Genomic DNA, 26322 nt, shown 5'->3' on the forward strand with positions numbered 1-26322 from the left:
TTTAAGCAGCCTCTCGATTATTCAATGCAGCAGTCGCGGCGTTTCCGGCCTCAGTAGCTTGGCGTCCGTAGAAGATGCCCATAGGGGATTCGTTTTGTTCCTCGCTGGTGCGGCTAGCCGATTCCCGGGCAATCTCGTCTTCGGCGTAACCCAACCGCCGCAATGCGCCCGACCTACTCAAGATGCCCGCCTGCACCAACTTGGTGACCGCGTCCGCTTCGGCAGCGACAGACGTGCTCGACGGGTCACGCCACAGCACGGACACGTTCACCGACGCCACGTCAACGCCGTCGCGGATCGCGACCATCAGCCGGGCTACCTGCTCCCAACTCCTACCGAACACGGCCTGGCGCTGCTCTGCGCGTGCCGTCAACGCCGACTCGCTGGCGCGGATCGCCTCGCTACTCGACGGGTTCTCGGTCGTGATGCCCACCATGTGCGCCGGAAGCGCAGACACGGCCATGATCTGCTGTAGCCAGATACGGGACGCTGCCTCGTAGCCCTTGAGGTCAGCGCCGGGAAGCTGCCCGAACTTCGCCTGATCGTTCTCGCTGAGCATGGCCCGGTTGCCCTCCGGAATCGGGTTAACCGTCTCCATCACCGGCTGGCCGTCTCCGTCCAGAACAGGAACATTGTTCCCGTCCAGCTTGGGAACCTCGATTAGCTCAATACCGGTCGCCCAACGCCGTGGTCGCGCCGTGAACTCCTGCGCTACAGCCAAACCCGCCAACGTCGAGTTGAGCCCGTCCACCAGCGGAACCAAGTCCTCAATCTCTGACCGGCCACAGCCAAGAATCCGGGCCGCATTACAGAAGCTCACGACCGGGACCACCTGCAACGGGTGCTCGATGACCTCCACAAGCTCAAACCCCGACGACGCCGTACCCGCCGTACGGGCCTTCCAATGCTCGATACGGTCACGGGTATAGACCACCGCGAACGTCTCCGTCTTGGAGCGCCAGCGCTTAACCGCCGATTCGATCTCACGGGTCGCCGGGTCGCGGATGACCGCCACCTGCTGCGGCGACTCCACAGTCACCAGAGGCGAACCGTCCTGACGCGCCCACACAATCGCGTAGGCATCGCCGAACGTCAAAGCTTCACGATGCAGAATCGTGCCCATCTGGTCCAGATCGTTAGCCACCCAGTCGGCCCACACGTCCGCACCCTTAAAGCCGGTCACCCTTAGCCGTTCGGCAAGCGATGTGACTGCCAGTCCGGGAATGTTCGACACGATCCGGTTAAGTGCCGGTAGAGCGATACGCGCCTCGGGGCTGAGGTAAGCAAGCTTCTGTTTGCCGCTGGCGTATTGATCCAGTTCAGCGTAACGATGCTGCGGACCATCCAGCGTCTGTAGTAGCTCCACAAGTAGGTCAGAACTCATATTTAGTTGTCTCTCTTAAGGTTCAGGCGAACGAAACGGTTCGCTTACGCGGTTTCTGTTGCGTAGCAAGCCATGTCGCCCGGCTATGCGCCATCATCAACGCTGTTGCAAGATCAATCTTTGGAGCATGCTTAGACCGTGAAGCCTTAGCAAGCCTTAGACCTTTGTCGGTTTCCAGCACAGTCGCCGCCAAGACGTGCCGCCTAAGGTCCGAGTCACCCGAGTGCGTGAAACGTGCATTCACGCCGCCGCTGTGCAGATCGTTGGTTGCCGCTGTCTGACGTGCTGGTGACTGCCGGAACTCCACCATTGGCAGCCCCTCCGACTCCAACACCTGAGCGCTACGGGTCCACAGGTACGGATCGAACGCCACTTCCCGGACCCGCCACCGCATAGCGGCATCCCGGATTACCTGTTCCACGTCGAGCACGGGCACCCGCCAACTGTCATCGCCGGCTGGCTTCTCCCACACCGCGAGTTTGTCGAAATGGGGTGTCGCAGCCACCGTGCCGACAACTAGCGCCGTCGAGTCATCGCTGAGGCTGCCGTCCAGGGCGATAACCACATCCACACCGTCAGCAATAGTTTGTCCGCTGCACAGCCCGTCCCACGTATCGGCGCCATAAAGTGCGTTTTCGACCGGACCCACGAACTGACACAACCTCGCCCTACGGAAATGCGCTTCAGTCATCTTTGGCGGCAACAGTGCCCGCATGGCGTCGCGGTGCAAATAGTCATCAAGCGCCGGGTTCGCCAGTTCCCAACAGTGCTCACACGACGCCGGGTGATCCTCAAATCCTGCTGCGCCGAACTCCCTGTAGACCTGGCTGGTGTCCTCCGGGTGCGCAAGGGAGTAAGCCCGTAGCCGGGTTAGCACGTTGTCCTCGTTAGGTCCGGGTGTCCCGATGCCGATAAGCGTCGAGCGCTCGCGCTTGCCCTGCGCCAGGGCGATAACTTCCCATGTTTCCGGAGCAACGCGACCAATCTCGTCAACGATTGCCAGCGAGTAGTCCAGCCCCTCAAGGCTGGCCGGTGAGGCCGGAAGACAGGTGAACGATGCGCCGCGCGACGGCACGACAAGACGGTCCTTGAACGCCTGCACCCGGCTACCGAGGTGGTCGTTCAGTTCCACCATTCGGGCCGCAACACCGAACACGATGCCTGCCTGACGTTCATCGACCGCCGCAACGATCACCGTCGCGCCTTCGCCACCGGTAATCAGTTCATACAGACCGAGCGCGGCGACAAGGGTTGATTTGCCTTGCCCGCGTGGCAGGCACCACCCGGCTACGCGGGGCTGCGGTTCAGCGTCCAGCACTGTGCCGATCAGTTCACGCTGCCACGGACGTAGCACCAGCGGGACCACGCGCCGCGACTCACGGACCATGAGGAATTTTTTGCAGAACGCGGCGAATGCCGCTGAGCCGCCCGACCGTGGCCGAAACGGCAACCCACTGTCATCGACGGCCCGTTTGGGACCAGCTTTCACGTTAAACTCCCGTCGATGACTAATTGGCAGATGTATGCAGTTTTAGTAGCAGCTATCACCACTGCCTTCGGCTTCGGCTACTTTCTACACGGTGCTCGCGCGCCAATACGAGAACGCCAACGCGAACTACGGAAGCAATTCCGTGATGTTCTCCATGACCTGTCAAACCAATTTAATTCTTACCATTGGAGCGGCGAAGCCGACCCCCTCGTACTTCAACAAGCCTCCGGCAAACTAGAAATTATCCGAAATGAAGGCCTTGTATCTCCAAGTGACCGACATATTGAATACCTGCACACTGTTGTCAATGGTTTGGCGCTTTCATTCCGAGACGATAAGCAGTTGAATGAAATGCTGGGCAAGTTATTGATTGAACAAGAGGATCCAACGGAGGTGATCGTTCGGATGCGGGCAGGCCAAAGGCAGGCATTCGAAGAATTAGCGACGATGGTGAAGGAATACCGCCGCGCCACCACTAAAATGGATAATGGAAGTAAATTAATATATTTTCGGTACAGGTTTATCCCACCATATTTGCAGTGGAAATTTTGGCAAAATTGGCAAAATTGGCAAAATTGGCGAGACTGGCGAGACTGGCGAGACTGGCGAGAGTAATGGCCTTCGCGCTGGTAGTACGAGAGGAGGGCCGAGCCGCCTCGGGGTTTGCCCCCCGGTTTGGCTAGGCCGTCTTGTCGAGCAACCTTAGGTATTGACGACCACGACTGGTCAGCCTGTATGCAGTCTTTAAGTCGCCTTCGCTGTAGTCCTGAAACGGCGGGTCTTGGATATCGAACTGAGTTCCATCGTGTCCTTCGATCAAACCTGCTCGACCTATCGCGCCTAAAGCGTTCGCCGTCTCAAGGGTGTACTTGCTCTGAATGTCAACGCGGAACGGTTCCGGAGTTGCAAACCTACGTAAGACTTCCTGCTGCTTAGGGGTCAGGTGGTTTGAGACAAGGAACTCGACGGCACGAATATCGCGTTGTTGCTCGTCTAGTTCGTCCTTTATCTCACGCATCGTCAGGCCGCCGCCCGGAAACGTCACGCTCTCGAACGTTCTCCAGAACCACGGAAGCGCGCCGATGGCGAAAAGAACTACCACCCAGACATCGACGGACCAACCGTTGTGTTTGAGTTGGAGCACCAGTAACAAGCCCGCGACGAGGGTTATTAAGGTCAGCGCAACCCCTTCGAAGGTGGACTTAGGTTTCATCGGCTCCCCCCGAGTATCTCATCAATCTTAGGGCGGGACTGACCGCGAGCGGTGCAAGCGGCGTTGGCGCGCGCCTAACGTGGCGAGAACTTGCTGGCGCTCTTGATCAGTGCATCTTTCGCCTCGGGCAGCGTTGCACAGCCGGCAGAGCACCCGGCAATTCGGTTCGTCGCGCGCTAGGTCGGGCCGCTCACTTAGCGGGATGATGTGATCCACGGTTAAATCCGTTGTCGCTAAGCATTTCTCGCAGAATGGGCTAAGTCGTCTTAGCTTCTGGCTTAGCTTGCGCCATCGCCAATCAGTGGCGGTTCTTCCCTTACGTCCGGGTGTTGCCGGTCGCTTAGGTTGGCAGTCGCCGCACCTGCTGCCCTTAGGTATTAACGTTGAGCACCCTAAGCATGGGCGCTGCATTACCAGTCGCGTGGCGGTCGGCCAGCAACATAGTCGGCGTGGCCGATCAGTAGCTTGCCCACCTTTTCGGCGAGGTCCAACGGCATTGCCAGCGTGAACCGCTCATCGCCTTCGATGGCGTGCAGCGCGATGTGGGTGATTGTCTCGTCGCTGTCGGCGGCCTGGCGTCCAAAGCTGAACTCGTAGTGATCAGCGGCAATCGTCGTCTCAGTCATTGTGGTCCTGTTCTAGTTGTTCTGCCGCATCGACCAGCGCATTTGATATCGCTAAGGCGTCGGCTGCGGTGAAGTTGATTGTGTGTTCGCGTCCCTTGCCGGATGCTCGACCGAGCTTGATCCGGTTGTCCTCGGTTCTGATTCGGTACTGGGGGCCGCGCCCGCTGGCTGGCGGTATCCATACCGGCGTCACCGGGGTTCCCACCGGGCTTGTGCCGGTGTCACCGCGCGTGAATTGACTTCGGTTAGCGCGTCGGTAAGGGCTGTCCTTAGTTCATGTGCCTGTTCTGTGTTTAGGTGCGCTGTTTGTCCGTCTACCGTGATTGTGTATCCGGTTGTTCGGCGCAGGATTGCTACGGCCATTGTTCCCCCTTCAACGACTAATGCCCGGACCACTCCGGTGCAGAAAAGTGGTCCGGGCATCGCCGGTATGTGTCGCCCTACAGTTCGTAGGCTGGCAAGCCGTCGCGTTCGCGAACGTCATTAGCGAGCATCATCAACAGCTTCGCCATTGTCGCTGCGTCGGTTGCCGATAGCGGCAGCGTGAACTGACCGCGCCTGTCGTGTGCCTGAATGCCGATCATCGGCAGGTCGGGATCGTCCTCGACGCGGCCAGCAACGACCCGCAGGTATGTCGGCTGAATGGTGTACGCAGGCAACGTGTTTAGTGCCATGCGCGCCTCTCTCTCTTGGTTGTGAACCGCCTAAGCGGCGGCGCGTTTGCTCTCAACTGGCTTCCAGCCGACAACTGAATCGGACCCGGTAAACCGTGGCTCGTCATATCGGCTGGCTGACCACGGGAACGGGCCAGAACCCCTCAAACGGGGCTTGAGGTTAGTTGGTCGTAGCAGCTTCGCGTCTGCGGCGGCGACATACTCGGCGTCAACAATCCACGCCAGGTTGTCGGCTGCGCAGTTCTGCATATCGCCGTCGATGTGCCGTACGCAGACGCCCCGAAGAGGGACGTAGCCGGGCCGTGGATGAAACGCCAACAAGGCTGCTTGCGGCAACCCCAGGAACTCAACCGCCACAATTTCGTCCACAAATACCTCGCCGTGTTGCCCGTAGGCGGGCGGTATTGGCCCAGCGTAATTGTCGCCCAGGTCGATGACCGGCATCGATCCCGTTGGCGTCTTACGACGGCGGTGTTTGAATAGATCGGCGATAGTGTTGACTTGCCACCCCTTCGCGCCCCTCACGTCTTTGCGTTCTTTGGTTTTTGTGAGTGTTTCTGTGGTGACGTTCGTCGGTAAAGTGCCCTTTAGATTTAGCATATCTTACGACCCCCCGGAATTGCGCATCGTTTTTCTGCGTGATATAGCGAACTGCGGGAATGCTCGCATTGTTGCCATTTCGGTCGTCAACTAAGCTGCGAACTTAGATTCGAACCACGCCTCAATGTCGGTGCGTTTCCACACACGCCGACGCCCAACCTTTGCCGATACCGGCAGCGCGCCCATACGCTCCCAATATCTCACCGTGTCGATGCTCCGACCGCTGTACTTGGCGATGTCGGCAGCGTTCATAAATGCACAATTTTCGGACATGAATTACCCTTTGTGGTTCCGGCTGGCGCAAAATTGATCCCCCCACCGGGTTTGGGATACCGGGCACGTAAGACTGTGCAATCGGGCGGAGCGTAGTCCGTGGAACGCTCTATGCCACCGGTGAAAAATACATTACCACCAGTGGACGCGTATTCACGCTTTATGCAGAACGGCAGGTCTTGCGTATGCGCAGCCGATTTAAATGAATGGTCGAATCAACCAGCAACAATAGCAACGCCGCCGCGTTGCGTATGTGCATATATTCACTTACTTCGCTGGCTGCGTAGCCTTATCCATCGCCGCCGCCAACCGGTCCCAGTCGCCGTCGAGCATGTGGCTGTAGATATTCGCGGTAGTCGAGACGTTCCGGTGTCCCAACAGCTTGGACGCGGTGACCACACTCCCGGTCTCGCTGATCGTCAGTGAGCCTGCGGTGTGGCGCAAGGTGTGCGGCGTGACGCCCTCAAGTCCAAGCTTCGCCGTGGCGCGGTCGAATCGGATACGGAACCACCCAACCGACATAGCGCCGCCATCCGGACCGGGGAACAGAAACTCGGACGGGTCACGCCCCTTGATCAGCGCGGCAAGCTCGCCGGTCAGCGCCGTCGTCAGAATCGGCACGCTGCGCTTCTGGTGAGTCTTGGTGTCACCCTCTACGCGGCCCTGGCCGCGTACACCGGTTATCGACTTGTCAACCATGATGCGCCGCTTACCGGTGTCAACGTCGGCCACTCGGAGCGCCGCGCACTCACCGAACCGCAAGCCCGCATACGCCAGCAGCCGCACCATCGTGGCGAGAGCTTCTGGCGTGGTTCGCGCAGCCTCGGTGTCGCTGCGGTGCCTGACGGTCGCCTCGGCGTTCGCCGTCTCGTCGGCGAGCTGGCGCACCTGGTCATGACTAAGGGCTGTGCCCTTACTCTGCGGCTTACTTGGCAGCACGATGGCATCGGCGGGATTCGCCGCTATGTACTTCGACCGGATCGCGTAGGTGAGCACCTGGTGTATCACCTGGTGAGCCTGGATCACGCGGGCGGGGGAGAGTCCAGCGTTTTCGGCGTCATGCCTCTTATGTCTGCGCGCTGCCGGGTCGGTGGACAACCACGTAACCCATGCCTGTAGCCGTTCGTGGTCGATATCGCGGAGCGGTTCGTCTCGCCATTTCGGCAGGATCACCACGTCGAGCAAGCCCCGGTAGCCCGCGACAGTCTTAGGTGCGCGCTTAGCCGCTTCCTTAGTTCTTAGCCACGCCTCGGCCATTACGCCGAACGTCACCGCTGACCGCTGCGGATCGGCGTACGTGCCGGTGTTGATTGCCGTCTTTTGTGCATCTGCGTGCTTATCGGCGTCGGCACGTCGGTCGAACGTCTTCGTGCTTTCCTTGCCGTCCTGGTCAACCCACCGGGCAAGCCAGCGCTTGCCTTGGCCGTGACGAACAGTGCAGACCGTGTTGCCGGTGCCGGGTGTCTTGGTGTGTTTGGCGTCCGTGCACCACACCGGGCCTGCGGACTGGTCCGCAGGCCAAAACACCTGCTCGCCGCGTCGTGCTGTCCGGTGCCAGCGATCCTCAACACCTGCGCGAACACTGCGTTTGGCCGTCGTCATGGTCCGCATCCTAATGGCTTCCTGCGGACTGTGTGCGGACTGTGTGCCGTTGCGGGCTGGTCGGGTGAATCGCCTACCTGCTCTGACCTGGTATTTCTGGTGCCCTCGGTGAGATTCGAACTCACACTGTACGGGTTTTGAATCCGTTTCCTCTGCCAGTTGGGATACGAGGGCATCGGCGCTCTCGCCGGAAAGGGCAAGTTCACGCGGCCTCCCACCATAGAGGATGGCCCCGCGGTCGCCCATCCGGCCCGCGACGTCCACAATGTGATCCATGACCGGGTCACAGACAGGCTCACCTGTCCCAGCCGTCAAACCGCACCGAGTGCTTGTCGCCGAGGACGAGGCTCTCATCCGGATGGACTTGGCCGAGATGCTGCGCGAAGAAGGCTACGAGATCGTCGGTGAGGCCGGCGACGGGCAGGAGGCCGTCGACCTGGCCGAGTCGCTGCGGCCCGACCTTGTGATCATGGACGTCAAGATGCCGCGCCGCGACGGTATCGACGCCGCGTCCGAGATCGCCGCCAAGCGGATCGCCCCGATCGTCATCCTCACGGCGTTCAGCCAGCGGGAGCTCGTCGAACGCGCCCGTGACGCCGGCGCGATGGCCTATCTGGTCAAGCCGTTCAACATCAGCGACCTCATTCCGGCCATCGAGGTGGCCGTCAGCCGATTCGGCGAGATCGCGGAGTTGGAGAAGGAAGTCGCGAACCTGTCCGATCGCCTGGAGACGCGCAAGCTCGTCGAGCGCGCCAAGGGCCTGCTGCAGGCAAAACAGGCCATGACCGAGCCAGAGGCCTTCAAGTGGATCCAGCGGGCCGCGATGGATCGGCGCACCACGATGAAGCGGGTCGCCGAGGTGGTTCTGGAGACGCTGGAACCCGAGTCGCCCTGAAATTCACCCGCTCGTACTACGGGGGAGTTAACTTGTTCTCCGTGAGGTCACGAATTGGTCACGAGGGCTTGCAGGGATCTCACGTCCCGCCGGCAGCCGATAGCGTCGTGCCAGCGCCTTGCAGGCGCTGGCAATAGTCGGCAAATGACATATTCAGGAGCATTCTCGATGACACATCGAACTCTCGCTCGTGCCTTCGCCATCGTGGGGATCGCGTCGCTCGCGTTGACCGCCTGCTCGAGCGATTCGGGGGAGGACACCTCTGCTGCCGGCGAGGAGACGACAACCGAGGAATCCGCCGAGGTGGTCTCCACCGACTGCGAGCCCCCCCAGGCCACCCCGGGGGCGGCACCGGTCACCACGCCGCTGAAGATCGGCACCCTGCTGCCCGAGACCGGCACCCTGGCGTTCCTCGGCCCGCCCGAAGTCGCCGGCGTCCAGGTCGCCGTCACCGAGGTCAACGATGCCGGCGGCGTGCTCGACCAGCCGGTCCAGCTGATCACCGGAGACTCCGGGGACACCACGACCGACACCGCCAACGTCACGGTGGACCGCCAGCTCGCCGACGGGGTCAGCGCCATCATCGGCGCCGCGTCGTCCGCGGTGTCGCTGAAGGTGATCGACAAGATCTCCAGCGCCGGGGTGGTGCAGTTCTCTCCGGCCAACACCTCCGACCAGTTCGTCTGCTACCCCGACAAGGGCATGTACTTCCGCACCGCGCCGACCGATGTGCTGCAGGCACAGGCGCTGTCGCAGTTGATCACCCAGGACGGCGCACAGCGGGTGGTGATCATGGCGCTCAACGATCCGTACGGCACCGGTCTGGCCGCCAACACGGTCGAGGACCTCGAGGCAGCGGGCATTCCGTCGGACCAGATCAAGACGATCGTCTACGACCCCAACGCCCAGTCCTTCAACGCCGAGGTCGACCAGGCCAATGAGTTCAGCCCCGACGCGGTGGCGGTGATCGGCTTCGAGGAGAGCGCCAAGATCCTGAGCCGGATGCACGAGGTCGGCATCGGACCGTCGGACGGAATGCTGGTGTACGGCACCGACGGCAACATGGGCAACGCCCTCGGCGAGGGCGTCGCCCCGGGCCTGCTCGCGGGCATGAAGGGCACGACACCGCTGACCGACATCGGTCCTGATTTCGAGAACCGGCTCAAGGCAGCTGATCCCGCGCTCATCGACTTCAACTACGCCGGTGAGTCCTACGATGCGGTGGTGATCACGGCGCTGGCCGCCGAGCAGGCCCAGTCCACGGCGGGTGTCGACATCGCGGCCAACATCATCGGGGTGACGCGCGACGGCGTGAAGTGCACGACGTTCGCCGACTGCCGGGACCGGATCCGGGCAGGTGAGGACATCGACTACGACGGTGTGACAGGCGAATTGGCGTTCGGTCCCGCGGGGGAACCGTCCGTCGGCTCGTACGGCAGCCTGGAGTTCGGACCGGACAACACGCTGCAGACCACGGACTACATCATCGTCAACGAGGCCTGAGCGTCCTTGGCCGGCAGCCCGAGTCAGGTCTCGCGGTTGCCGGCCAGGGTGCCCAGGTAGAGCTCGATGACCTTGGGATCGTTCATCAGGTTGCTGCCGGTGTCGGTGTAGGCGTTGGTGCCCTGGTCCAGCACGTATCCGCGGTCGCAGATCTGCAGGCAGCGCCGCGCGTTCTGCTCGACCATGATGATCGAGACCCCGGCGGCGTTGATCTGCTTGCAGCGGATGAACACCTCGTCCTGAAACATCGGTGACAGCCCCGCCGAGGGCTCGTCCAGCAGCAGCACCGTCGGTTCCATCATCAGCGCTCGGCCGATCGCCACCATCTGGCGCTCGCCGCCGGACAGTGCGCCGGCCTTGACCTTCCGCCGCTGTCCCAGCAGCGGGAAGAGCTCGCTGACGACCTCGAACCGTTCGGCGAACTTCGACCGGCGCAGATAGATGCCCATCTCCATGTTCTCCTCGATCGTCAATGAGGGGAACACGTTCCGGTTCTGGGGCACGTAACCCAGCCCCTTGGTCACCAGCACGTGGGCAAGCGCCGAGGTGATGTTGTCGCCACGAAGGGTCACCGATCCCGACCGCACCGGGATGAGGCCGAACAGCGCCTTGAGGAGCGTGGACTTGCCCGCTCCGTTGGGGCCGATGATGCCGACGATCTCGCCGTCGCGCAGAAAGAAGTCGCAGCCGCGCAAGATGTCGACCTCGGGGACGTAACCGGCCACCAGGCGGTCGGCCCGCAGCAGTGAGCCCTCCGCCAGGCGTGCGTGCTCCTCGGGCGTAGCTGCCAGCTCGGCCGGCGACAACTCGGTCTGTCGGTCCGCTGCCTCGCTCATCGCTTCTCACCGTCGTTGTCGATTTCGGCCAGGACCGCCTGCTCGAGGTGCTGCGCCAATTCCGCGGTCGCGCCGACGGGGTTGCCGTGCTCGTCGAATTCGAGGGCCTGATCGTGGTGGCTGCCGAGATAGGCGTCGACCACCGCGGAGTTGTCGGCCAATGCGTCCGGTGGTGACTCGGCGATGATCGAGCCCTGGGCCATCACCACCACCCAGTCACTGATGTCGCGGATCACGTCCATGTCGTGTTCGACGAAGATCACCGTCATCCCTTCCTCGCGAAGGGATTTCACGTGTTCGAGCAGGCTCTGGGTCAGCACCGGGTTGACCCCGGCCATCGGTTCGTCGAGCATCACGACCTTGGGGTCGCTCATCAGAGCCCGCGCCATCTCCAGCAGCTTGCGCTGTCCGCCCGACAGCGAGCCGGCCATGTCCTCGGCCTTGGTGTCCAGCTTGAACCGGTGCAACATCTCGTACGCACGTTCGGTGATCTGCGCCTCCTGGCCACGCCAGGTCATCGGCAGCAGCGACGACAGGATCCGTTCGCCGATCTGGTGCTGCGCGCCGAGCCTGACGTTGTCGAGCACCGACATCCGCGCCAGCGCCTTGGTGAGCTGGAACGTCCGCACCACCCCGCGGCGCGCCACCTGGTGGGGGTGCATCTTCCCGAGGTTTTCGCCGTCGATCTTCCAGCTGCCGGTGTCGGGCCGGTCGAATCCGGTGAGCAGGTTGAACAGCGTCGTCTTGCCCGCCCCGTTCGGCCCGATCAGCCCGGTGATGGCGCCGCGCTGCACCTCCAGATGGTCGACGTCGACGGCTTTGAGGCCGCCGAAAGACCGGGAGACGCCGTCCACCACCAGGATCGGGTCGGGTTTGGGGGATCCCGGTTCGGCCGGGGTCGCGGCGAACAGGGCGGCACGCTCGGCGGCGGGCACGGGCGACTCATCGGCCATCGAACTGCAACTCCCGTTTTCGTCCCAGCAGTCCCTGCGGCCGGAACACCATCAGCACGGCGATCAGGATCCCCAGCAGGATGAAACGGGTGGCGCCGACCTGCGCATCGGTCAACGGCAGCAGCGGATCCGGGCCCGCGATCGCCTGGCGCAGCACGGCGTCCGGCACCGCGAGCAGGAACCAGAACAGCATCGCGCCCACCACCGGACCGAACACCGTGGCGGCACCGCCGAGCAGCAGCGCCCCGAACGCGTAGAAGGTCTGCGCTGTCGAGTAGAAGTCGGGGTGGATCGACTTGGTCTGCAGCGCATTGAAGACCCCGCCCATGCCGCCGATCACGCCGCCGAGTACCAGGGCCTGCAGCTTGTAGACGAACACGTTCTTGCCGAGTGCCCGGGCGGCGTCCTCGTCCTCGCGGATGGCGCGCAGCACCCGGCCCCAGGGGCTGTGGGAGAGCAGGTACACGAAGAAGCACAGCACCAACACCAGCGTCCAGCCCACCAGCATCGCCCAGACGTCATCGCCGACGAAGTTCACACCGAGGATCGAGTACTGCTTGCTGGAGTCGAACGGGCTGAACCGGGTGAACGGGTCGGCGAAACCGTACAGCCCGTTCGTCGACCCGGTCACCGAGTCCGACGCCGTCGACCGGAATATCAGTCGCAGCACCTCCGCGGCGGCGATGGTTGCGATGGCGAGATAATCGGCGCGTAGGCGCAGCGTCGGAATGCCCAGCACGATCGCCAGGGCACCGGCCGCCAGCAGCCCGACGAGTATCCCCACCCAGAGGGGCTGCTGGTAGGTGACGGTCATGATGCCGACGCCGTACCCGCCGAGCAAGGCGAAGCCGATCTGTCCGAAGTTCAACAGACCGGTATAGCCGAAGTGCAGGTTGAGGCCGATGGCGAGCAGCGCGTAGAAGATCGCCGACGGTCCGATCAGCTGCGCGAACGATGCCTGCAGGGCAGAGACGAGATCCATGGATCACCCGATCCTTTCCCGCGAGCCCAGGATTCCCTGTGGCCGCGCGACGAGGATGAGGATGAGGATGAGCAGGCCCCCGATGTACTTGAGGTCGGGGTTGATCACCAGGGTCGACAGCTGCACCAGCAGACCGACGATGAGGCATCCCAGCAGCGCGCCGTAGGCGGTGCCGAGGCCACCGAGGATGATTCCGGCGAACATCAGCAGCAGCAGCTTGAATCCCATCTCCCATTGAGCCCGTCCACCGAGCTCTGAGAGTGCGAGCAGAATTCCGCCGAGGGCGGCCAGGCCGCCGCCCAGGCACCACACGAACACGATCACCCGCTCGACGTTGATCCCGGACGCCGCGGCGAGATCTTTGTTGTCCGAGACCGCCCGCATCGCCTTGCCGATAGGGGTCTTCTGCAGCATCACGGCCACGGCTACCAGGACCACCACACTGATCGCCATGGTCAGCAGGTTGGTGTCGGTGATTGCGATCGGGCCCCACTGGCGCTCAGCACTGACGGTCGAATCGGCGAACGGCTGGGTTCGGTCGGAGAACAGCGCCAGCACCAGGTAGCGAAGGGTGATCGCCAGCCCGATGGACACGACCAGCTGCGGGATCAGGCCCACCCGCCGCCGTCTCAGCGGATGCCAGATGCCGGCGTTGTTCAGCCATCCCACACCGATACCGGCGATGATGCCCAGTACCGCCGCACCGACCAGCGGAACGCCGAAGGTGACATTGAACATCCAGGTGAACACCGCGCCGAGGGTGACGAGCTCACCGTGGGCGAAGTTGGTGAGCCCGGTGGTGCCGAAGATCAGGCTGAGCCCGATGGCGGCGACGGCGATGACCAGACCGAATCGCAGGCCGTCGATGGTGAGCCGGATGACGCGCTCGTAGAGCGGCGTCTCCATCGAGGTGCGGACCTCGCCGAAGATGAACACCACCGCGTTCGTACGACCTGCGATGACGTCGCGGGTCACCGCGCTCTGCACGCTGACGCCGTCCGGCAGACTCTCGGGGTCGACCTCGAAGGTGTAGGTGCCGACCGGGAGTTCGACGTTCCAGCGTCCACTGTCGTCCGACGTCGCGGTGTCGGCTTCCTCGCCTGCCTCGTTGATGATCCGTACCACTGCGCCGGCCACCGGTTCGCCTGCGTCGACGAGTCGTCCTGCGACCGGCGCGGTCTCGGTGTCCTGGGCCGCGGCGACGCCGGCACCCAGGAACGCGCCCAACACGACGAAGACGACCAAGAGCAGGCCCCGTGAGGCGACACGAGCACACCGGCCCACTAAGGCAACTCCTCCGTCGCTGGAAAATCGCTCGATTCGTTTCGGGCGACTGTATAGCGTCCGTGAGCATGTGGCCGGGTTCTGGATGTCCGGCGCGTATCGATTGTGTTTCCAGGCTCGATCAGGTTGGCGGGATTTTGATGACAGATGTCACTGCTGCCACTGTTGAGCCCGTTCGTTCGGCGGAATGCTTCCAGTCATGACGCTGCTGATCGTGTTCGGAGCGATGCTCGTCCTGCTGACGATTGCGGCACTGGCGGGCAAGGTCCCCGACACCCACCGCGAGGTCACCCAACACGGCGACTTCGAGTTCTGAACGCCGGGATTCCGTCCGCCGGGCCGACACCCGCAGGTTGGGTTATCCCCACCCACCTCCGTGTCGCGTTGCTATGTTCTACCCGGGGCCACGGCCCATGCCGCGGTGGTCCGGGGAGGAGAGTACGTGCGCTGTCGAGGGGTACGTGGCGCCCTTGCGCTCGGTTCGGCAGCGTTGATGGCACTCGGGTCCACCGCCTGCGGCGGATCGCCTTCCGTGCCGGGGACGTCGCCGGAAGACCTGACCATTGAGGCGCAGGTCCAGATCGATCGCACCGGTGCAGCTGTCGAGGAGATCGACCGCCCTGATCCGGCCAGTCCGGCCGGCGACGGCAACGCCGTCTGTCCGCCGCTGTCGATCGCGATGGCAGGAGAACTCGGCGGACCCGACCCGGCGATGGGCACCGGGGTCATGAACGGCATCCAGCTGGCCGTCGACCAGCACAACGAGGCCAACCCCGCATGTCAGGTTCAGCTGAAACCCTTTGACACCGAAGGGGACCCGGCCAAGGGTGCCGAGGTGGCCGGCCAGATCGTCGATGACGCCTACACCGTCGGGGTGGTGGGGCCGGTGACTTCCGGTGAGGCGCTGTCCGCTGGTGCGGAGTTCGATCGCGCCGGCCTGGTCGCGGTGACCCCGTCGGCCACCAGCCCGGCGTTGAGCGAACAGGGCTGGCGGACATTCTTTCGCGGGGTGGCCGGTGACGAGGTGCAGGGACCCGCGGTCGCCGACTACATGACCGGCACCCTCGGCCACCGCAAGGTGTGCGTCGTCGACGACGGTTCCGACTACGGCCTCGGGCTCGCTTCGATGGTGCGCGAAACCCTTGGCGCCATGGCTGATTCGGCATGCAACATCGCGGTGAGGCCCGACGACGCCAACTTTTCCGACATCGTCACCCAGATCACCTCTGCGGCTCCGGATTCGGTGTTCTTCGCCGGCTACTACTCGCAGGCCGCGGCGCTCGTCGCGCAGCTGCGTGACGGCGGGTTCGGGGGTGCCTTCGTGGGCGCCGACGGCGTGAAGAACGCGGCGTTCGTCGAAGAGGCGGGTTCAGCGGCGAGCGGCGCGGTGTTGTCCTGCCCGTGCAGCCCCGCTCCGCCCGACTTCGTCGACGAGTACAGCCGCGCGTTCGACGAGCGGCCGGCCGCCTACAGCGTGGAGGCCTACGACCTGGGCACGATTCTGCTCAAGGGGATCGATTCCGGGGCGATCACCCGTCCGGCACTGCTGCAGTTCGTCCGGGACTACGACGGGCAGGGAATTGCCCGCCGCTACCGGTGGACTGCCACCGGTGAGCTGGAGAACGCGCTGATCTGGATCTACCGGGTGGTCGAATAGCCTTGTGCGCCAATACTTCCGGGTGAATCTCCTAGCGCGCGACGATCACCGAGGAGCCATGGCCGAACAGGCCCTGGTTGGCGGTGATGCCGACCTTGGCGTCCTCCACCTGACGCCCCGTGGCCTGGCCCTTGAGTTGCCAGGACAGCTCGCAGACCTGCGCGATGGCCTGGGCGGGGATCGCCTCGCCGAAGGAGGCCAGACCGCCTGAGGCGTTGACCGGGATCCGGCCGCCGATGGTCGTCGCACCACTGCGCAGCAGGCCCTCAGCCTCACCCTTGGCGCACAGCCCGAGGTGCTCGTACCAGTCGAGTTCGAGCGCGGTGGACAGATCGTAGACCTCGGCCAGACTCAGATCCTCGGGCCCGAGGCCGGCTTCGGCATAGGCCGCGTCGAGGATCTGGTCCTTGAACACCCGCTCGGGCGCCGAGACCACCGCGGTGGAGTCGGTGGCGATGTCGGGCAGTTCGGGCAGGTGCTGGGGGTATCGGGGGGATTGCAGGCTGACCGCGCGTACTGACGGCACGCCGGCCACGTTTCCGAGGTGCTTCTCCGCGAACGACCTGCTGGCCACGATCAGCGCGGCGGCGCCGTCGGAGGTCGCGCAGATGTCGAGCAGGCGCAGCGGATCGGACACCACGGGGGAGGCCAGCACGTCGGCGATGGAGGCTTCCTTGCGGTAGCGGGCGTTGGGGTTGTTGAGGCCGTGGCGCGCGTTTTTGACCTTCACCTGCGCGAAGTCCTCGAGGGTGGCGCCGTAGAGATCCATGCGGCGGCGGGCGAGCATCGCGAAGTACACCGTGTTCGTCGCGCCGATGAGGTGGAAGCGCTGCCAGTCGGGGTCGTTGCGGCGCTCACCGCCGACCGGCGCGAAGAAGCCCTTCGGGGTGGTGTCGGCGCCGATGACCAGCGCCACGTCGCAGAAGCCGGCGAGAATCTGCGCGCGGGCGCTCTGCAGGGCCTGCGAGCCGCTGGCGCACGCTGCGTAGCTCGAAGTGACGGGGACGCCGTTCCAGCCCAGCTTCTGGGCGAACGTGGCGCCGGCAACAAAGCCCGGGTAGCCGTTGCGGATGGTGTCGGCGCCGGCGACCAGCTGGATCTGGCGCCAGTCCAGCCCGGCTTCGGCCAGCGCAGCCCGCGCTGCGACCATGCCGTACTCGGTGAAATCACGCCCCCACTTGCCCCAGGGGTGCATACCCGCGCCCAGGATGTACAGCGGTTCCGGCGCGGCGTTCATGCGATTCTCCAGGCGTAGACGATCCGCTCGACGCCGTCGTCGTCGACGTAGAGGGTCATGGTGGTCAGTTCCATCTCCATGCCGACTTTCAGGTCGGCGGCCAAGGTGCCTTCGACGACCTTGCCGAGCACGATCAGGCCTTCGTCGGCCAGCTCGACGGCCGCCACCGCGAACGGTTCGAACGGATCCGGGGACGGGTACGGCGGGGGCGGGGCGTACCGATTCTCGGTGTAGCTCCATAGCCGGCCGCGACGCGACAGCGGCACCTGTGCGAGCTCGTCACCGTCACACGCAGGGTTGGGACAATTGTTGGCACGTGGCGGGAACACATAGGTCCCACACTGACCGCACTTGCCGCCGATCAGGTGGGGAACACCTGTCCCGTCGGTGGCGAACCACCCCTCGACCGCGGGCTGCACCGAGACTTCAGAAGCTGACACGCGGTCAGCGTACCCAGTCCGACCGCAGAACTGAAACATGTTCCAGTTCCATCGCGGGGTAGCCGCGGCGTGGCGCTATGCCGCCGAGTCGATCAGGATGCCAAGCAGCCCGGCAGCGTTGTCGCGCATCAGGTTGTGGGAGCCCTCGAGTTCGTGGACACGCCAGTGCGGGTCATCGCGCACCCGTTCGTAGGACCGGCGAAGCGGTGATTCTCCAGGCCACCCGAGCGCGTAGGCGAAGTCCCGGTGCCGGAATCTGTTGATGGCGCCGTCCAAGCGGATCGGCTGCAGCAGCGACGCCAGCGGATGGGCTGTGGCACGCGGGTCGAAGAAAGCCATCGGACGCACGCCGTACCCGGTGTCGTCGACGTCGAGATACCACCGCCGCATCTCTTCATCGACGATGTCCCAGCATGATTCGCCATCCCGCGGGACGACTGCGTCGATGTACACCAGTGAGTCGATGCGCTCGGGCATCCGATCCGCCACCGCGGTGACCACCATTCCGCCGTAGCTGTGTCCTGCCAGGACGGCGTTCGTGACGCGGTGCGCGCTCAACTCGGCCAGCACGTCGGCGATGTGCGTCTCGAGGTTCACCCCGGCATGGCTGAGATGAGACCGTTCGGCGATCCCCGTCAGGGTGGGTTGTAGCACCCGGTGCCCGCGGGCCCGGAGGTCGTCGGCGAGATCGTCGAAGCACCAGCCACCGTGGCAGGCACCGGGGATGAGGACGAAGTCGGTCATGTCTTCACGGTGGCCGTGCCCCGCGCATAAGTCCAATAGCAATTTGCGAGTGGTCCCATAACCTCTGGTTATGGAAAGACGTCAGCTGGAGTATTTCGTCGCGGTCGCCGAGGAACGCAGCTTCACCCGGGCTGCGCACCGCGAACGGGTGGCCCAGCCGGCCGTCAGCGCGCAGATCCAGCGCCTGGAGCGCACGGTCGGGCAGGCGCTGCTGCACCGCTCGGCCGGCCAGGTGCGGCTGACCTCGGCCGGGGAGGTACTGCTGCCGCATGCCCGGGCGGCGCTGGCCGCGTTGCGCGACGGGCAGTCGGCGGTCGACGAGGTGACGGGCCTGCTTCGGGGCGTGGTGTCCATCGGCACGGTGACCGCGCACCCGGTCGACATCGCCCGGTTGATGGCCGAGTTCAACGCTGATCATCCGGCGATCGAGATGACCGTGGTCGCCGACACCTCCGATGTGCTCGTCGACAAGCTCGCCGACGGCCGGTTGGACGCCGCCATCGTCTCCATCGGCGTCGACGAGAGCCCGCCCGGACTGGAGTACCAGGTGATCACCGACGAGGCCATCGAAGCGGCGGTGGCCCCGCGGCACGTGTTGGCCCGGCGTAAGACGCTGCGGTTGGCCGAGTTGAGCGATCACCGGCTCATCTCGCTGCCCGTCGGCACCGGGTTGCGCTCCAGGCTCGACGCTGCCTGCGCCGCAGCGGGATTTCGCCCGCACATAGCGTTCGAGGCCACCAGCCCGGTCGAACTGGTCGAGATGGCCCGGTACGGACTGGGAGTGGCGATTCTGCCGCAGTCGATGGCCCGGGACCGGACAGACCTGCACGCGATGCATCTGGCACCCGAACTCCGGGGACGACTGGTCTGGGCGTGGCGGCGAGACCTGACGAGCCCGGCGGCACGTCGGTTGTGTGAACGGGCCCGAGGGATGATCACCTCCGGGGTAGTCGCGGCCCCGGTGTCGTAGGCGGTGCCTAGAGTGAACCCGTGAGCCCAGCCAAAACCGCATCGGACCGGAAGGCCGGCGCTGAAGTCGCCGATCAGGCCGGCGCAAAACCGACTCTGATGCTTCTGGACGGCAACTCGCTGGCTTTCCGCGCGTTCTACGCGCTGCCCGCCGAGAACTTCAAGACCCAGGGCGGGCTCACCACCAACGCGGTCTACGGCTTCACCGCGATGCTGATCAACCTGCTTCGCGACGAACAGCCCAGCCACATCGCGGCGGCGTTCGACGTGTCCCGGCAGACGTTCCGGCTGGAGAAGTACCCCGAATACAAGGCAGGCCGGTCCGCGACGCCTGACGAGTTCCGCGGCCAGATCGACATCACCAAGGAAGTGCTGGGCGCGCTGGGCATCACGGTGCTCGCGGAGGCCGGATTCGAGGCCGACGACGTGATCGCCACGTTGGCCACTCAGGCCGAGGACGAGGGCTACCGGGTGCTGGTGGTCACCGGTGACCGCGACTCGTTGCAGTTGGTCAGCGACGACGTGACCGTGCTCTACCCGCGCAAGGGTGTCAGCGAGCTGACCCGGTTCACTCCCGAGGCCGTCGTGGAGAAGTACGGACTCACCCCGCAGCAGTATCCCGACTTCGCGGCGCTGCGCGGGGACCCGAGCGACAATCTGCCGGGCATTCCCGGGGTGGGGGAGAAGACCGCGACCAAGTGGATCGCCGAATACGGTTCGCTGCAGGCACTTGTCGACAACGTCGACAAGGTCAAGGGCAAGGTCGGCGATGCGCTGCGCGCCCATGTGCCCAGCGTCGTGCTGAACCGAGAGCTCACCGATCTGGTCAAGAACGTGCCGTTGGCGCAGACACCGGACACGCTGCGAATGCAGCCGTGGGACCGCGACCACATCCACCGACTGTTCGACGATCTCGAGTTCCGGGTGCTGCGCGACCGACTCTTCGACACCCTGGCCTCGACGGACCCCGAGGTCGAGGACGGGTTCGAGGTGCGCGGTGGCGCGCTGGAGCCGGGAACGCTGGCGGGGTGGCTGGCCGAGCACAGTCACGGACAGCGATTCGGGCTGGCCGTGGTGGGCAACCACCTCGCGTTCGACAGCGATGCGACCGCAGTGGCGATCGTCGCCGCCGACGGCGACGGGCGCTATGTCGACACCTCGGCACTGGACCCCGACGACGAGGCTGCGCTGGCGTCGTGGTTGACCGACGCCGGTGCGCCCAAGGCGCTGCACGAGGCCAAGCTCGCGATGCACGACGTGCAGGGCCGGGGCTGGACCCTCGCCGGTGTCACCTCGGACACGGCGCTGGCCGCCTACCTGGTTCGTCCCGGTCAGCGCAGCTTCGCCCTCGACGACCTGTCGCTGCGTTATCTCAAGCGTGAGCTCCGAGCCGACAACCCTGAGCAACAACAGCTTTCGTTGCTCGATGACAGTGACGGGGTCGACGACCAGGCAGTGCAGACATTGTTGTTGCGGGCCGGAGCGGTCAAAGACCTCGCCGACGCCCTCGACGAGGAACTGGCCCGTATCGACTCCTCGGCGCTGCTGGAGAGCATGGAGTTGCCGGTCCAGCGGGTGCTCGCCCAGTTGGAGGGCGTGGGCATCGCCGTGGATCTCGACCGGCTCTCGGAGCTGCAGAGCGAGTTCGCCGGCCAGATCCGCGATGCCGCGGAGGCGGCGTACGCGGTGATCGGCAAGCAGATCAACCTCGGATCCCCCAAGCAGCTCCAGGTGGTGCTGTTCGACGAGCTGGAGATGCCGAAGACCAAGCGCACCAAGACCGGCTACACGACGGATGCTGACGCGCTGCAGTCGCTGTTCGACAAGACCGGGCACCCCTTCCTGCAGCATCTGCTCACCCACCGCGACGCCACCCGGCTGAAGGTGACCGTCGACGGACTGATCGGGTCGACGGCCGCGGACGGCCGGATCCATACGACGTTCAACCAGACGATCGCCGCGACCGGCCGGCTGTCGTCCACGGAACCGAACCTGCAGAACATCCCGATCCGCACCGAAGCGGGCCGGCGGATCCGCGACGCGTTTGTCGTCGGCAACGGATACACCGAACTCATGACGGCTGACTACAGCCAGATCGAGATGCGCATCATGGCGCATCTGTCGCAGGACGAGGGCCTGATCGAGGCATTTAACACCGGTGAGGACCTGCACTCGTTCGTCGCGTCCCGAGCCTTCTCCGTGCCCATCGACGAAGTCACGGCCGAGCTCCGGCGGCGGGTCAAGGCGATGTCGTACGGGTTGGCTTACGGGCTGAGCGCGTACGGGCTGGCTGCCCAGCTGAAGATCTCCACCGAAGAAGCCAAAATCCAGATGGAGCAGTACTTCGACAGGTTCGGCGGGGTCCGCGATTACCTTCGCGACGTCGTCGACCAGGCGCGCAAGGACGGCTACACATCGACGGTGTTCGGCCGCCGGCGGTATCTGCCGGAGCTGGACAGCAGCAACCGCAACGTGCGCGAGGCAGCCGAGCGCGCGGCGCTCAACGCGCCGATCCAGGGCAGCGCGGCCGACATCATCAAGGTCGCGATGATCAATGTCGACCGCGCGATCAGCGACGCCGGACTGGAGTCGCGAATGCTGTTGCAGGTGCACGACGAGTTGCTGTTCGAGGTCGCCGACGGCGAGCGGGAGACCCTCGACGCGCTGGTGCGCGAGCACATGGGCGGCGCCTATCCGCTCAACGTGCCCCTCGAGGTGTCGGTGGGATACGGCCGCAGCTGGGACGCCGCGGCGCACTGAGCATGCCCGACACGCCACTGCCAGAGGAGCAGGTCCGGTTCGTCGCCCGGTTGGGAGCCGCCATGGGCGCTGCCAACTATCCGGTCACCCTGGTGCGGCAAATGCTGGAGCGGGTGTCGTCGAATTACGGGGCCCGCAACGACTTCATCGCGCTTCCCAACCACGTCCAGGTGGTGGGGCACGCCGGTGGCTCCGGGTCGATCGTGAAGGCAGCCCACCTCGACCGGGACCTCCGCTTCGATCAGATGTTTCCGCTGGCGCCGTTGATCGCCGATGCGATGGCGGGCCGGGTGAGCCCGGCCCGAGGCGAGGCCAGACTGGACGCCGTCCTGGACAAGAAGCCGCCACGCCGGGCATGGGCGTCGGTGCTCGGATATGCGGTCCAGAGCGTGGGCTTTGCGCTGCTGCTGGAACCGACGCCGTTGAACGTGTTGGTCGCCGGTGGTCTCGGGGTGGTCGTGGGGTTGTTCTGGACGACTGGGCAGCGAGTGCCGGGCCTGGCCCCGTTGGTGCCAGTGCTCAGCGCCTTCGTCGTCACCGCGGTCTGCATTATCGGCGCCCGCGAGCTCGGCATGGACCACGTCGGGTTACGCGCCTTGATCCCGCCGCTGGCGATGTTCCTTCCTGGTGCGGCGATCACGCTGGCGGTCATCGAGCTCACCGCCCGCGACGTCATCTCCGGGTCCAGCCGGCTGATCGCGGGGTTCGTCCAGATCGCCCAGCTGGCCTTCGGCATCCTGATCGCCTCACAGATGCTGCAGACCGATGACACCCAGTTGACCTCGGACGCGATCAACAAGATCGGGCCGTGGGCGCCGTGGCTCGGCGTCGCCGTCTACTCCGCAGGGGTGATGCTGTTCCTCGCGCCGCCTCGCTCGTTCCTGCCATGGCTGCTACTGATCACCTATCTCGGCTACTCCGCCCAGTATCTCGGTGACCTGCTCCTGGGCAGCTACGTCAGCGGATTCTGCGGTGGTGTGGTTCTCACCTTCGCTGCCCTGGCGATGACGCGACTGCGCGGGTCGCCGCCGGCCATCACGATGATCCTGCCGGGTTTCTGGTTGTTGGTGCCCGGATCGATGGGGCTGATCGGTATCACGGAGTTGTTCGGAGCGGACGGAGACTCGGCTCTGCCCGCCACACTGATCTCGATGGTCTCGGTGTCGTTGGGCATGCAAGCCGGGCTGGTGCTCTGGCAGCTGGTCCGGCAGCGCAGCCGACCCGCTTCCGCCTTCAGGAGCTGAGCGATCCCTTGCGACCCCCGACCACGGCGCCCGACGCCGCCAGCACCGCGATACCCACATAGTCGACGAGGTGTTGAGACGTTGGCTGGGATCTAGGGACCCGGTGCACGGTAACCCGCCATCCGGGCCAGCGCGGGTGAGGTAGCTCGCGCGGCGTACACCGCGTGGGTCTCCTCGGCCATCATCGCCGCCACGCGCTGGTCACCGAAGCCGCGGTCGATGCGATCCCGCACGAACGCCAGCTCAACGACCTGGTGAGCGAACGTCTTGACCGATTCGCCCGCTGTTGTCCCGCCGAACCTGGTGGCCTCGGCGACGGCCAGCTTGCGGGTGCGGATGGATCCCAGCCAGCTCGCCTCGTTGGCGGTGACCACCCCCGCGGCCACCATGCCTGGCAGTTTGGCGGCGACGATGCGCTGTTCGCGGCGCCTGCTGCGGACGGCCAGCGCGATGGCCAGGCCGAAAACCGGCATCATCCAGAACACATAAACACCGAAGTACGCTCCTGCGCCCAGCAACGTGGACCCGTTCCACATCGCGTGCAGGATCACCGCCCCGGCGTAGCCGCCCAGGATGCAGCCTGTTCTGGCGATACCGCTGCGCTGGTGCATGGCGTACCACACACCGATCGCAAACAGAGTGGTGAACAGCGAGTGCGCGAACGGCGACATGACCAGTCGCAGCGCGGCGGTGACCAGCGAATCGGCCAGCGACTCGCCGTTGGCGATGTAGAGGATGTCCTCCAGCCAGGCGAAACCCGCCCCGACGAGCCCTGCGTACACCAGGCAGTCGGTCAGCGAGTTCATCTCGCGGCGACGGGCACCGGTCATCATGAGCAGCAGGAACAAGCCCTTTGCCGCCTCTTCGGTCAGCGGGGCGCCGACAACGAGGGTGAGCGGGCTGACCCCCTCCGACTGCCCGCTGTCCGCGCCGGCGTTGAGCCAGGCCTCCAGGAATATCTGCAGCACAGCGGCGATGACCACCGCCGCCGACGTGCCCCAGACGAACGCGAATACCAGCAGTCTCGGCGGTTCGGGCTCCCACCGGTCCAGCCACAGGTAGGCCAGGACGACCACCGTCATCGCGATGCTGGACAGCACGAATCCGACCGCGGTACCGAGCGGATTGAGCGCGGTCAGCGCAATGACAATGAGACCGGCGACGGTGCCGAGGGCGATGATCGCCCCTAGCGGCGCGCCGACCTGGCGGATACGACCTCCGTACGGCGCAGGAATCCGGTGGGGCGGCCCCGGTGCGCCGGTGTGAGACACCTCAGCAGGGTAGCCGCTTGCGGAACCGGGTTTGTCCTGCATGTGCCCCGTCGAGTAACCTCGACATGCACCTGTGTGCGCATTCGTCGCGGGTGCAAGCCAAGAAACAAAAAACTGTCCCTACGATCACCCTGTCCGGAGCAACCCACCACATGCCAAGTCCCTCCGTCACCTCGCCGCAAGTAGCCGTCAACGACATCGGCTCGGCTGAGGATTTTCTCGCCGCCATCGACAAGACCATCAAATACTTCAACGATGGCGACATCGTCGAAGGGACCATCGTCAAGGTCGACCGCGACGAAGTCTTGCTCGACATCGGCTACAAGACCGAAGGCGTCATCCCTTCCCGCGAGCTGTCCATCAAGCACGACGTCGACCCCAATGAGGTTGTGTCCGTCGGCGACGAGGTCGAAGCTCTGGTCCTCACCAAGGAGGACAAGGAAGGCCGCCTGATCCTGTCCAAGAAGCGCGCTCAGTACGAGCGCGCCTGGGGCACCATCGAGGAGCTCAAGGAGAAGGACGAGGCCGTCAAGGGCACCGTCATCGAGGTCGTCAAGGGCGGCCTGATCCTCGACATCGGCCTGCGCGGCTTCCTGCCCGCGTCGTTGGTCGAGATGCGCCGCGTCCGGGATCTGCAGCCGTACATCGGCAAGGAGATCGAGGCCAAGATCATCGAGCTCGACAAGAACCGCAACAACGTGGTCCTCTCGCGTCGCGCGTGGCTCGAGCAGACGCAGTCCGAGGTGCGCAGCGAGTTCCTCAACCAGCTCACCAAGGGCGCCATCCGCAAGGGCGTGGTGTCCTCGATCGTCAACTTCGGCGCGTTCGTCGATCTCGGCGGTGTCGACGGTCTGGTGCACGTCTCCGAGCTGTCCTGGAAGCACATCGACCACCCGTCCGAGGTGGTTCAGGTCGGCGACGAGGTCACCGTCGAGGTCCTCGACGTCGACATGGACCGCGAGCGGGTTTCGTTGTCGCTCAAGGCGACTCAGGAAGACCCGTGGCGCCACTTCGCCCGCACCCACGCGATCGGTCAGATCGTGCCGGGCAAGGTCACCAAGCTGGTCCCGTTCGGCGCTTTCGTCCGTGTCGAGGAGGGCATCGAGGGTCTGGTGCACATCTCGGAGCTCTCCGAGCGTCACGTCGAGGTCCCGGACCAGGTGGTCCAGGTCGGCGACGACGCGATGGTCAAGGTCATCGACATCGACCTGGAGCGTCGCCGGATCTCGCTGAGCCTCAAGCAGGCCAACGAGGACTACACCGACGAGTTCGAGGCGTGGAAGTACGGCATGGCCGACAGCTACGACGACGCGGGCAACTACATCTTCCCCGAGGGCTTCGACGCCGACACCAACGAGTGGCTCGAAGGCTTCGAGAAGCAACGTGACGAGTGGGAGGCGCGGTACGCCGAGGCCGAGCGCCGCCACAAGATGCACACCGCGCAGATGGAGAAGTTCGCCGCGGCAGAAGCAGAAGAGGCGGCACGGCCGGCCTCTGCTGCCAACGGTTCGTCGCGTTCGGAGGAGCCGTCGGGCGGTGGCGGGTCGCTCGCCAGCGATGCCCAACTGGCTGCTCTGCGCGAGAAGCTCGCTGGCAACGCCTAGTTCGCAACGCTAGTTCACAACGACCGACGGCCCCGGCTCATCACGAGCCGGGGCCGTCGTCGTCGGGTCGGCCTGACAGACT

General features: G+C 64.6%; 25 protein-coding genes and 1 tRNA gene. 8 read left to right on the forward strand and 18 right to left on the reverse strand.

Translation table 11 applies throughout. The annotated features are described in order from the left end of the window. Position 1: 1 nt before the first annotated feature. The gene (locus tag G6N53_RS17905) at positions 2 to 1384 is read right to left on the reverse strand and encodes a phage portal protein (RefSeq protein WP_163890592.1); all 1383 of its coding nucleotides are present in this window, start codon (positions 1382 to 1384) and stop codon (positions 2 to 4) included. 22 nt (positions 1385 to 1406) lie between these two features. Then, positions 1407 to 2873: a terminase large subunit domain-containing protein gene (locus G6N53_RS17910; protein ID WP_163890594.1), complete on the reverse strand. Its 1467-nt coding sequence runs from the start codon at positions 2871 to 2873 to the stop codon at positions 1407 to 1409. Between the two features lie 15 nt (positions 2874 to 2888). Here G6N53_RS17910 and G6N53_RS17915 point away from each other — a divergent pair, with 15 nt between their 5' ends. Further along, a complete protein-coding gene (locus tag G6N53_RS17915) occupies positions 2889 to 3488 on the forward strand; it encodes a hypothetical protein (RefSeq protein ID WP_163890596.1) in 600 nt (199 codons plus the stop codon). Between the two features lie 64 nt (positions 3489 to 3552). On the opposite strand, the gene G6N53_RS17920 is transcribed toward G6N53_RS17915, so the two are convergent. From G6N53_RS17920 to G6N53_RS17955, 8 genes are all read right to left on the reverse strand, one after another. After that, on the reverse strand, positions 3553 to 4086 hold the full coding sequence (locus G6N53_RS17920; RefSeq protein WP_163890598.1) for a hypothetical protein: 534 nt from the start codon (positions 4084 to 4086) through the stop codon (positions 3553 to 3555). Positions 4087 to 4113: 27 nt separating this feature from the next. Next, on the reverse strand, positions 4114 to 4497 hold the full coding sequence (locus G6N53_RS30640) for an HNH endonuclease (RefSeq protein ID WP_353961923.1): 384 nt from the start codon (positions 4495 to 4497) through the stop codon (positions 4114 to 4116). After that, positions 4497 to 4712, reverse strand: a complete 216-nt coding sequence (locus G6N53_RS17930; protein WP_163890602.1) for a hypothetical protein — start codon at positions 4710 to 4712, stop codon at positions 4497 to 4499. Before G6N53_RS17930 ends, G6N53_RS30640 begins: the two co-directional genes overlap by 1 nt. Positions 4713 to 5152: 440 nt before the next feature. After that, positions 5153 to 5386 carry a hypothetical protein gene (locus G6N53_RS17935; RefSeq protein ID WP_163890604.1) on the reverse strand — a complete coding sequence of 78 codons (234 nt, stop codon included), beginning with the start codon at positions 5384 to 5386 and terminating at the stop codon, positions 5153 to 5155. A gap of 30 nt (positions 5387 to 5416) precedes the next feature. Beyond that, positions 5417 to 5986: an HNH endonuclease gene (locus tag G6N53_RS17940; RefSeq protein ID WP_163890606.1), complete on the reverse strand. Its 570-nt coding sequence runs from the start codon at positions 5984 to 5986 to the stop codon at positions 5417 to 5419. 90 nt (positions 5987 to 6076) lie between these two features. Beyond that, positions 6077 to 6259 (reverse strand): helix-turn-helix transcriptional regulator, encoded by a 183-nt coding sequence (locus tag G6N53_RS17945; protein WP_163890608.1) that lies wholly within the window; start codon positions 6257 to 6259, stop codon positions 6077 to 6079. A gap of 267 nt (positions 6260 to 6526) precedes the next feature. Continuing rightward, positions 6527 to 7861, reverse strand: a complete 1335-nt coding sequence (locus G6N53_RS17950) for a tyrosine-type recombinase/integrase (protein ID WP_163890610.1) — start codon at positions 7859 to 7861, stop codon at positions 6527 to 6529. A 97-nt stretch (positions 7862 to 7958) separates the two neighbouring features. Beyond that, positions 7959 to 8035, reverse strand: a tRNA-Leu gene (locus G6N53_RS17955). A gap of 100 nt (positions 8036 to 8135) precedes the next feature. Here G6N53_RS17955 and G6N53_RS17960 point away from each other — a divergent pair. Then, a complete protein-coding gene (locus G6N53_RS17960; protein WP_163890612.1) occupies positions 8136 to 8756 on the forward strand; it encodes a two-component system response regulator PdtaR in 621 nt (206 codons plus the stop codon). Positions 8757 to 8924: 168 nt separating this feature from the next. After that, positions 8925 to 10259, forward strand: a complete 1335-nt coding sequence (locus tag G6N53_RS17965; RefSeq protein WP_163890614.1) for an ABC transporter substrate-binding protein — start codon at positions 8925 to 8927, stop codon at positions 10257 to 10259. 23 nt (positions 10260 to 10282) lie between these two features. Here the strand turns inward: G6N53_RS17965 and G6N53_RS17970 are convergent, their stop codons facing one another. From G6N53_RS17970 to G6N53_RS17985, 4 genes are read right to left on the reverse strand one after another with little or no spacing between them, the layout of a single operon-like run. Further along, positions 10283 to 11095, reverse strand: coding sequence for an ABC transporter ATP-binding protein (locus G6N53_RS17970; protein WP_163890616.1), 813 nt, complete (start codon positions 11093 to 11095; stop codon positions 10283 to 10285). Next, on the reverse strand, positions 11092 to 12048 hold the full coding sequence (locus G6N53_RS17975; protein ID WP_163890619.1) for an ABC transporter ATP-binding protein: 957 nt from the start codon (positions 12046 to 12048) through the stop codon (positions 11092 to 11094). Before G6N53_RS17975 ends, G6N53_RS17970 begins: the two co-directional genes overlap by 4 nt. Further along, positions 12038 to 13030, reverse strand: coding sequence for a branched-chain amino acid ABC transporter permease (locus tag G6N53_RS17980; protein WP_163890620.1), 993 nt, complete (start codon positions 13028 to 13030; stop codon positions 12038 to 12040). The genes G6N53_RS17975 and G6N53_RS17980 overlap by 11 nt, the downstream gene beginning before the upstream one ends. A gap of 3 nt (positions 13031 to 13033) precedes the next feature. Further along, positions 13034 to 14314, reverse strand: coding sequence for a branched-chain amino acid ABC transporter permease (locus tag G6N53_RS17985; protein ID WP_163890622.1), 1281 nt, complete (start codon positions 14312 to 14314; stop codon positions 13034 to 13036). Between the two features lie 442 nt (positions 14315 to 14756). On the opposite strand from G6N53_RS17985, the gene G6N53_RS17990 reads away from it, so the two are divergent. After that, on the forward strand, positions 14757 to 15971 hold the full coding sequence (locus G6N53_RS17990) for a branched-chain amino acid ABC transporter substrate-binding protein (protein WP_163890624.1): 1215 nt from the start codon (positions 14757 to 14759) through the stop codon (positions 15969 to 15971). Positions 15972 to 16002: 31 nt separating this feature from the next. Here G6N53_RS17990 and G6N53_RS17995 read toward each other — a convergent pair whose 3' ends face one another. From G6N53_RS17995 to G6N53_RS18005, 3 genes are read right to left on the reverse strand one after another with little or no spacing between them, the layout of a single operon-like run. Next, complete coding sequence (locus G6N53_RS17995) at positions 16003 to 17208, reverse strand: lipid-transfer protein (RefSeq protein WP_163890626.1); 1206 nt, start codon at positions 17206 to 17208, stop codon at positions 16003 to 16005. Further along, positions 17205 to 17687, reverse strand: coding sequence for a Zn-ribbon domain-containing OB-fold protein (locus G6N53_RS18000; protein ID WP_371870838.1), 483 nt, complete (start codon positions 17685 to 17687; stop codon positions 17205 to 17207). The genes G6N53_RS17995 and G6N53_RS18000 overlap by 4 nt, the downstream gene beginning before the upstream one ends. A gap of 36 nt (positions 17688 to 17723) precedes the next feature. Beyond that, the gene (locus G6N53_RS18005) at positions 17724 to 18392 is read right to left on the reverse strand and encodes an alpha/beta fold hydrolase (protein ID WP_163890628.1); all 669 of its coding nucleotides are present in this window, start codon (positions 18390 to 18392) and stop codon (positions 17724 to 17726) included. A 70-nt stretch (positions 18393 to 18462) separates the two neighbouring features. Here G6N53_RS18005 and G6N53_RS18010 point away from each other — a divergent pair, with 70 nt between their 5' ends. The 3 genes from G6N53_RS18010 to G6N53_RS18020 are packed head-to-tail and all read left to right on the forward strand — an operon-like array spanning position 18463 to position 23365. Further along, positions 18463 to 19362, forward strand: coding sequence for a LysR family transcriptional regulator (locus tag G6N53_RS18010; protein WP_163890630.1), 900 nt, complete (start codon positions 18463 to 18465; stop codon positions 19360 to 19362). 20 nt (positions 19363 to 19382) lie between these two features. After that, on the forward strand, positions 19383 to 22121 hold the full coding sequence (gene polA / locus G6N53_RS18015) for a DNA polymerase I (RefSeq protein WP_163890632.1): 2739 nt from the start codon (positions 19383 to 19385) through the stop codon (positions 22119 to 22121). Positions 22122 to 22123: 2 nt separating this feature from the next. Continuing rightward, a complete protein-coding gene (locus G6N53_RS18020) occupies positions 22124 to 23365 on the forward strand; it encodes a threonine/serine exporter family protein (RefSeq protein WP_163890634.1) in 1242 nt (413 codons plus the stop codon). A 92-nt stretch (positions 23366 to 23457) separates the two neighbouring features. On the opposite strand, the gene G6N53_RS18025 is transcribed toward G6N53_RS18020, so the two are convergent. Further along, entirely contained in the window at positions 23458 to 24636 is a 1179-nt protein-coding gene (locus G6N53_RS18025) for a PrsW family intramembrane metalloprotease (protein WP_237166563.1), read from the reverse strand. Between the two features lie 152 nt (positions 24637 to 24788). Between G6N53_RS18025 and rpsA the strand changes: the two genes are divergently transcribed. Further along, positions 24789 to 26240, forward strand: a complete 1452-nt coding sequence (gene rpsA / locus G6N53_RS18030; protein ID WP_163890638.1) for a 30S ribosomal protein S1 — start codon at positions 24789 to 24791, stop codon at positions 26238 to 26240. Positions 26241 to 26322: the final 82 nt, after the last annotated feature.

The organism is Mycolicibacterium hippocampi (assembly GCF_010723735.1).
In the GTDB taxonomy this organism is placed as follows: domain Bacteria; phylum Actinomycetota; class Actinomycetes; order Mycobacteriales; family Mycobacteriaceae; genus Mycobacterium; species Mycobacterium hippocampi.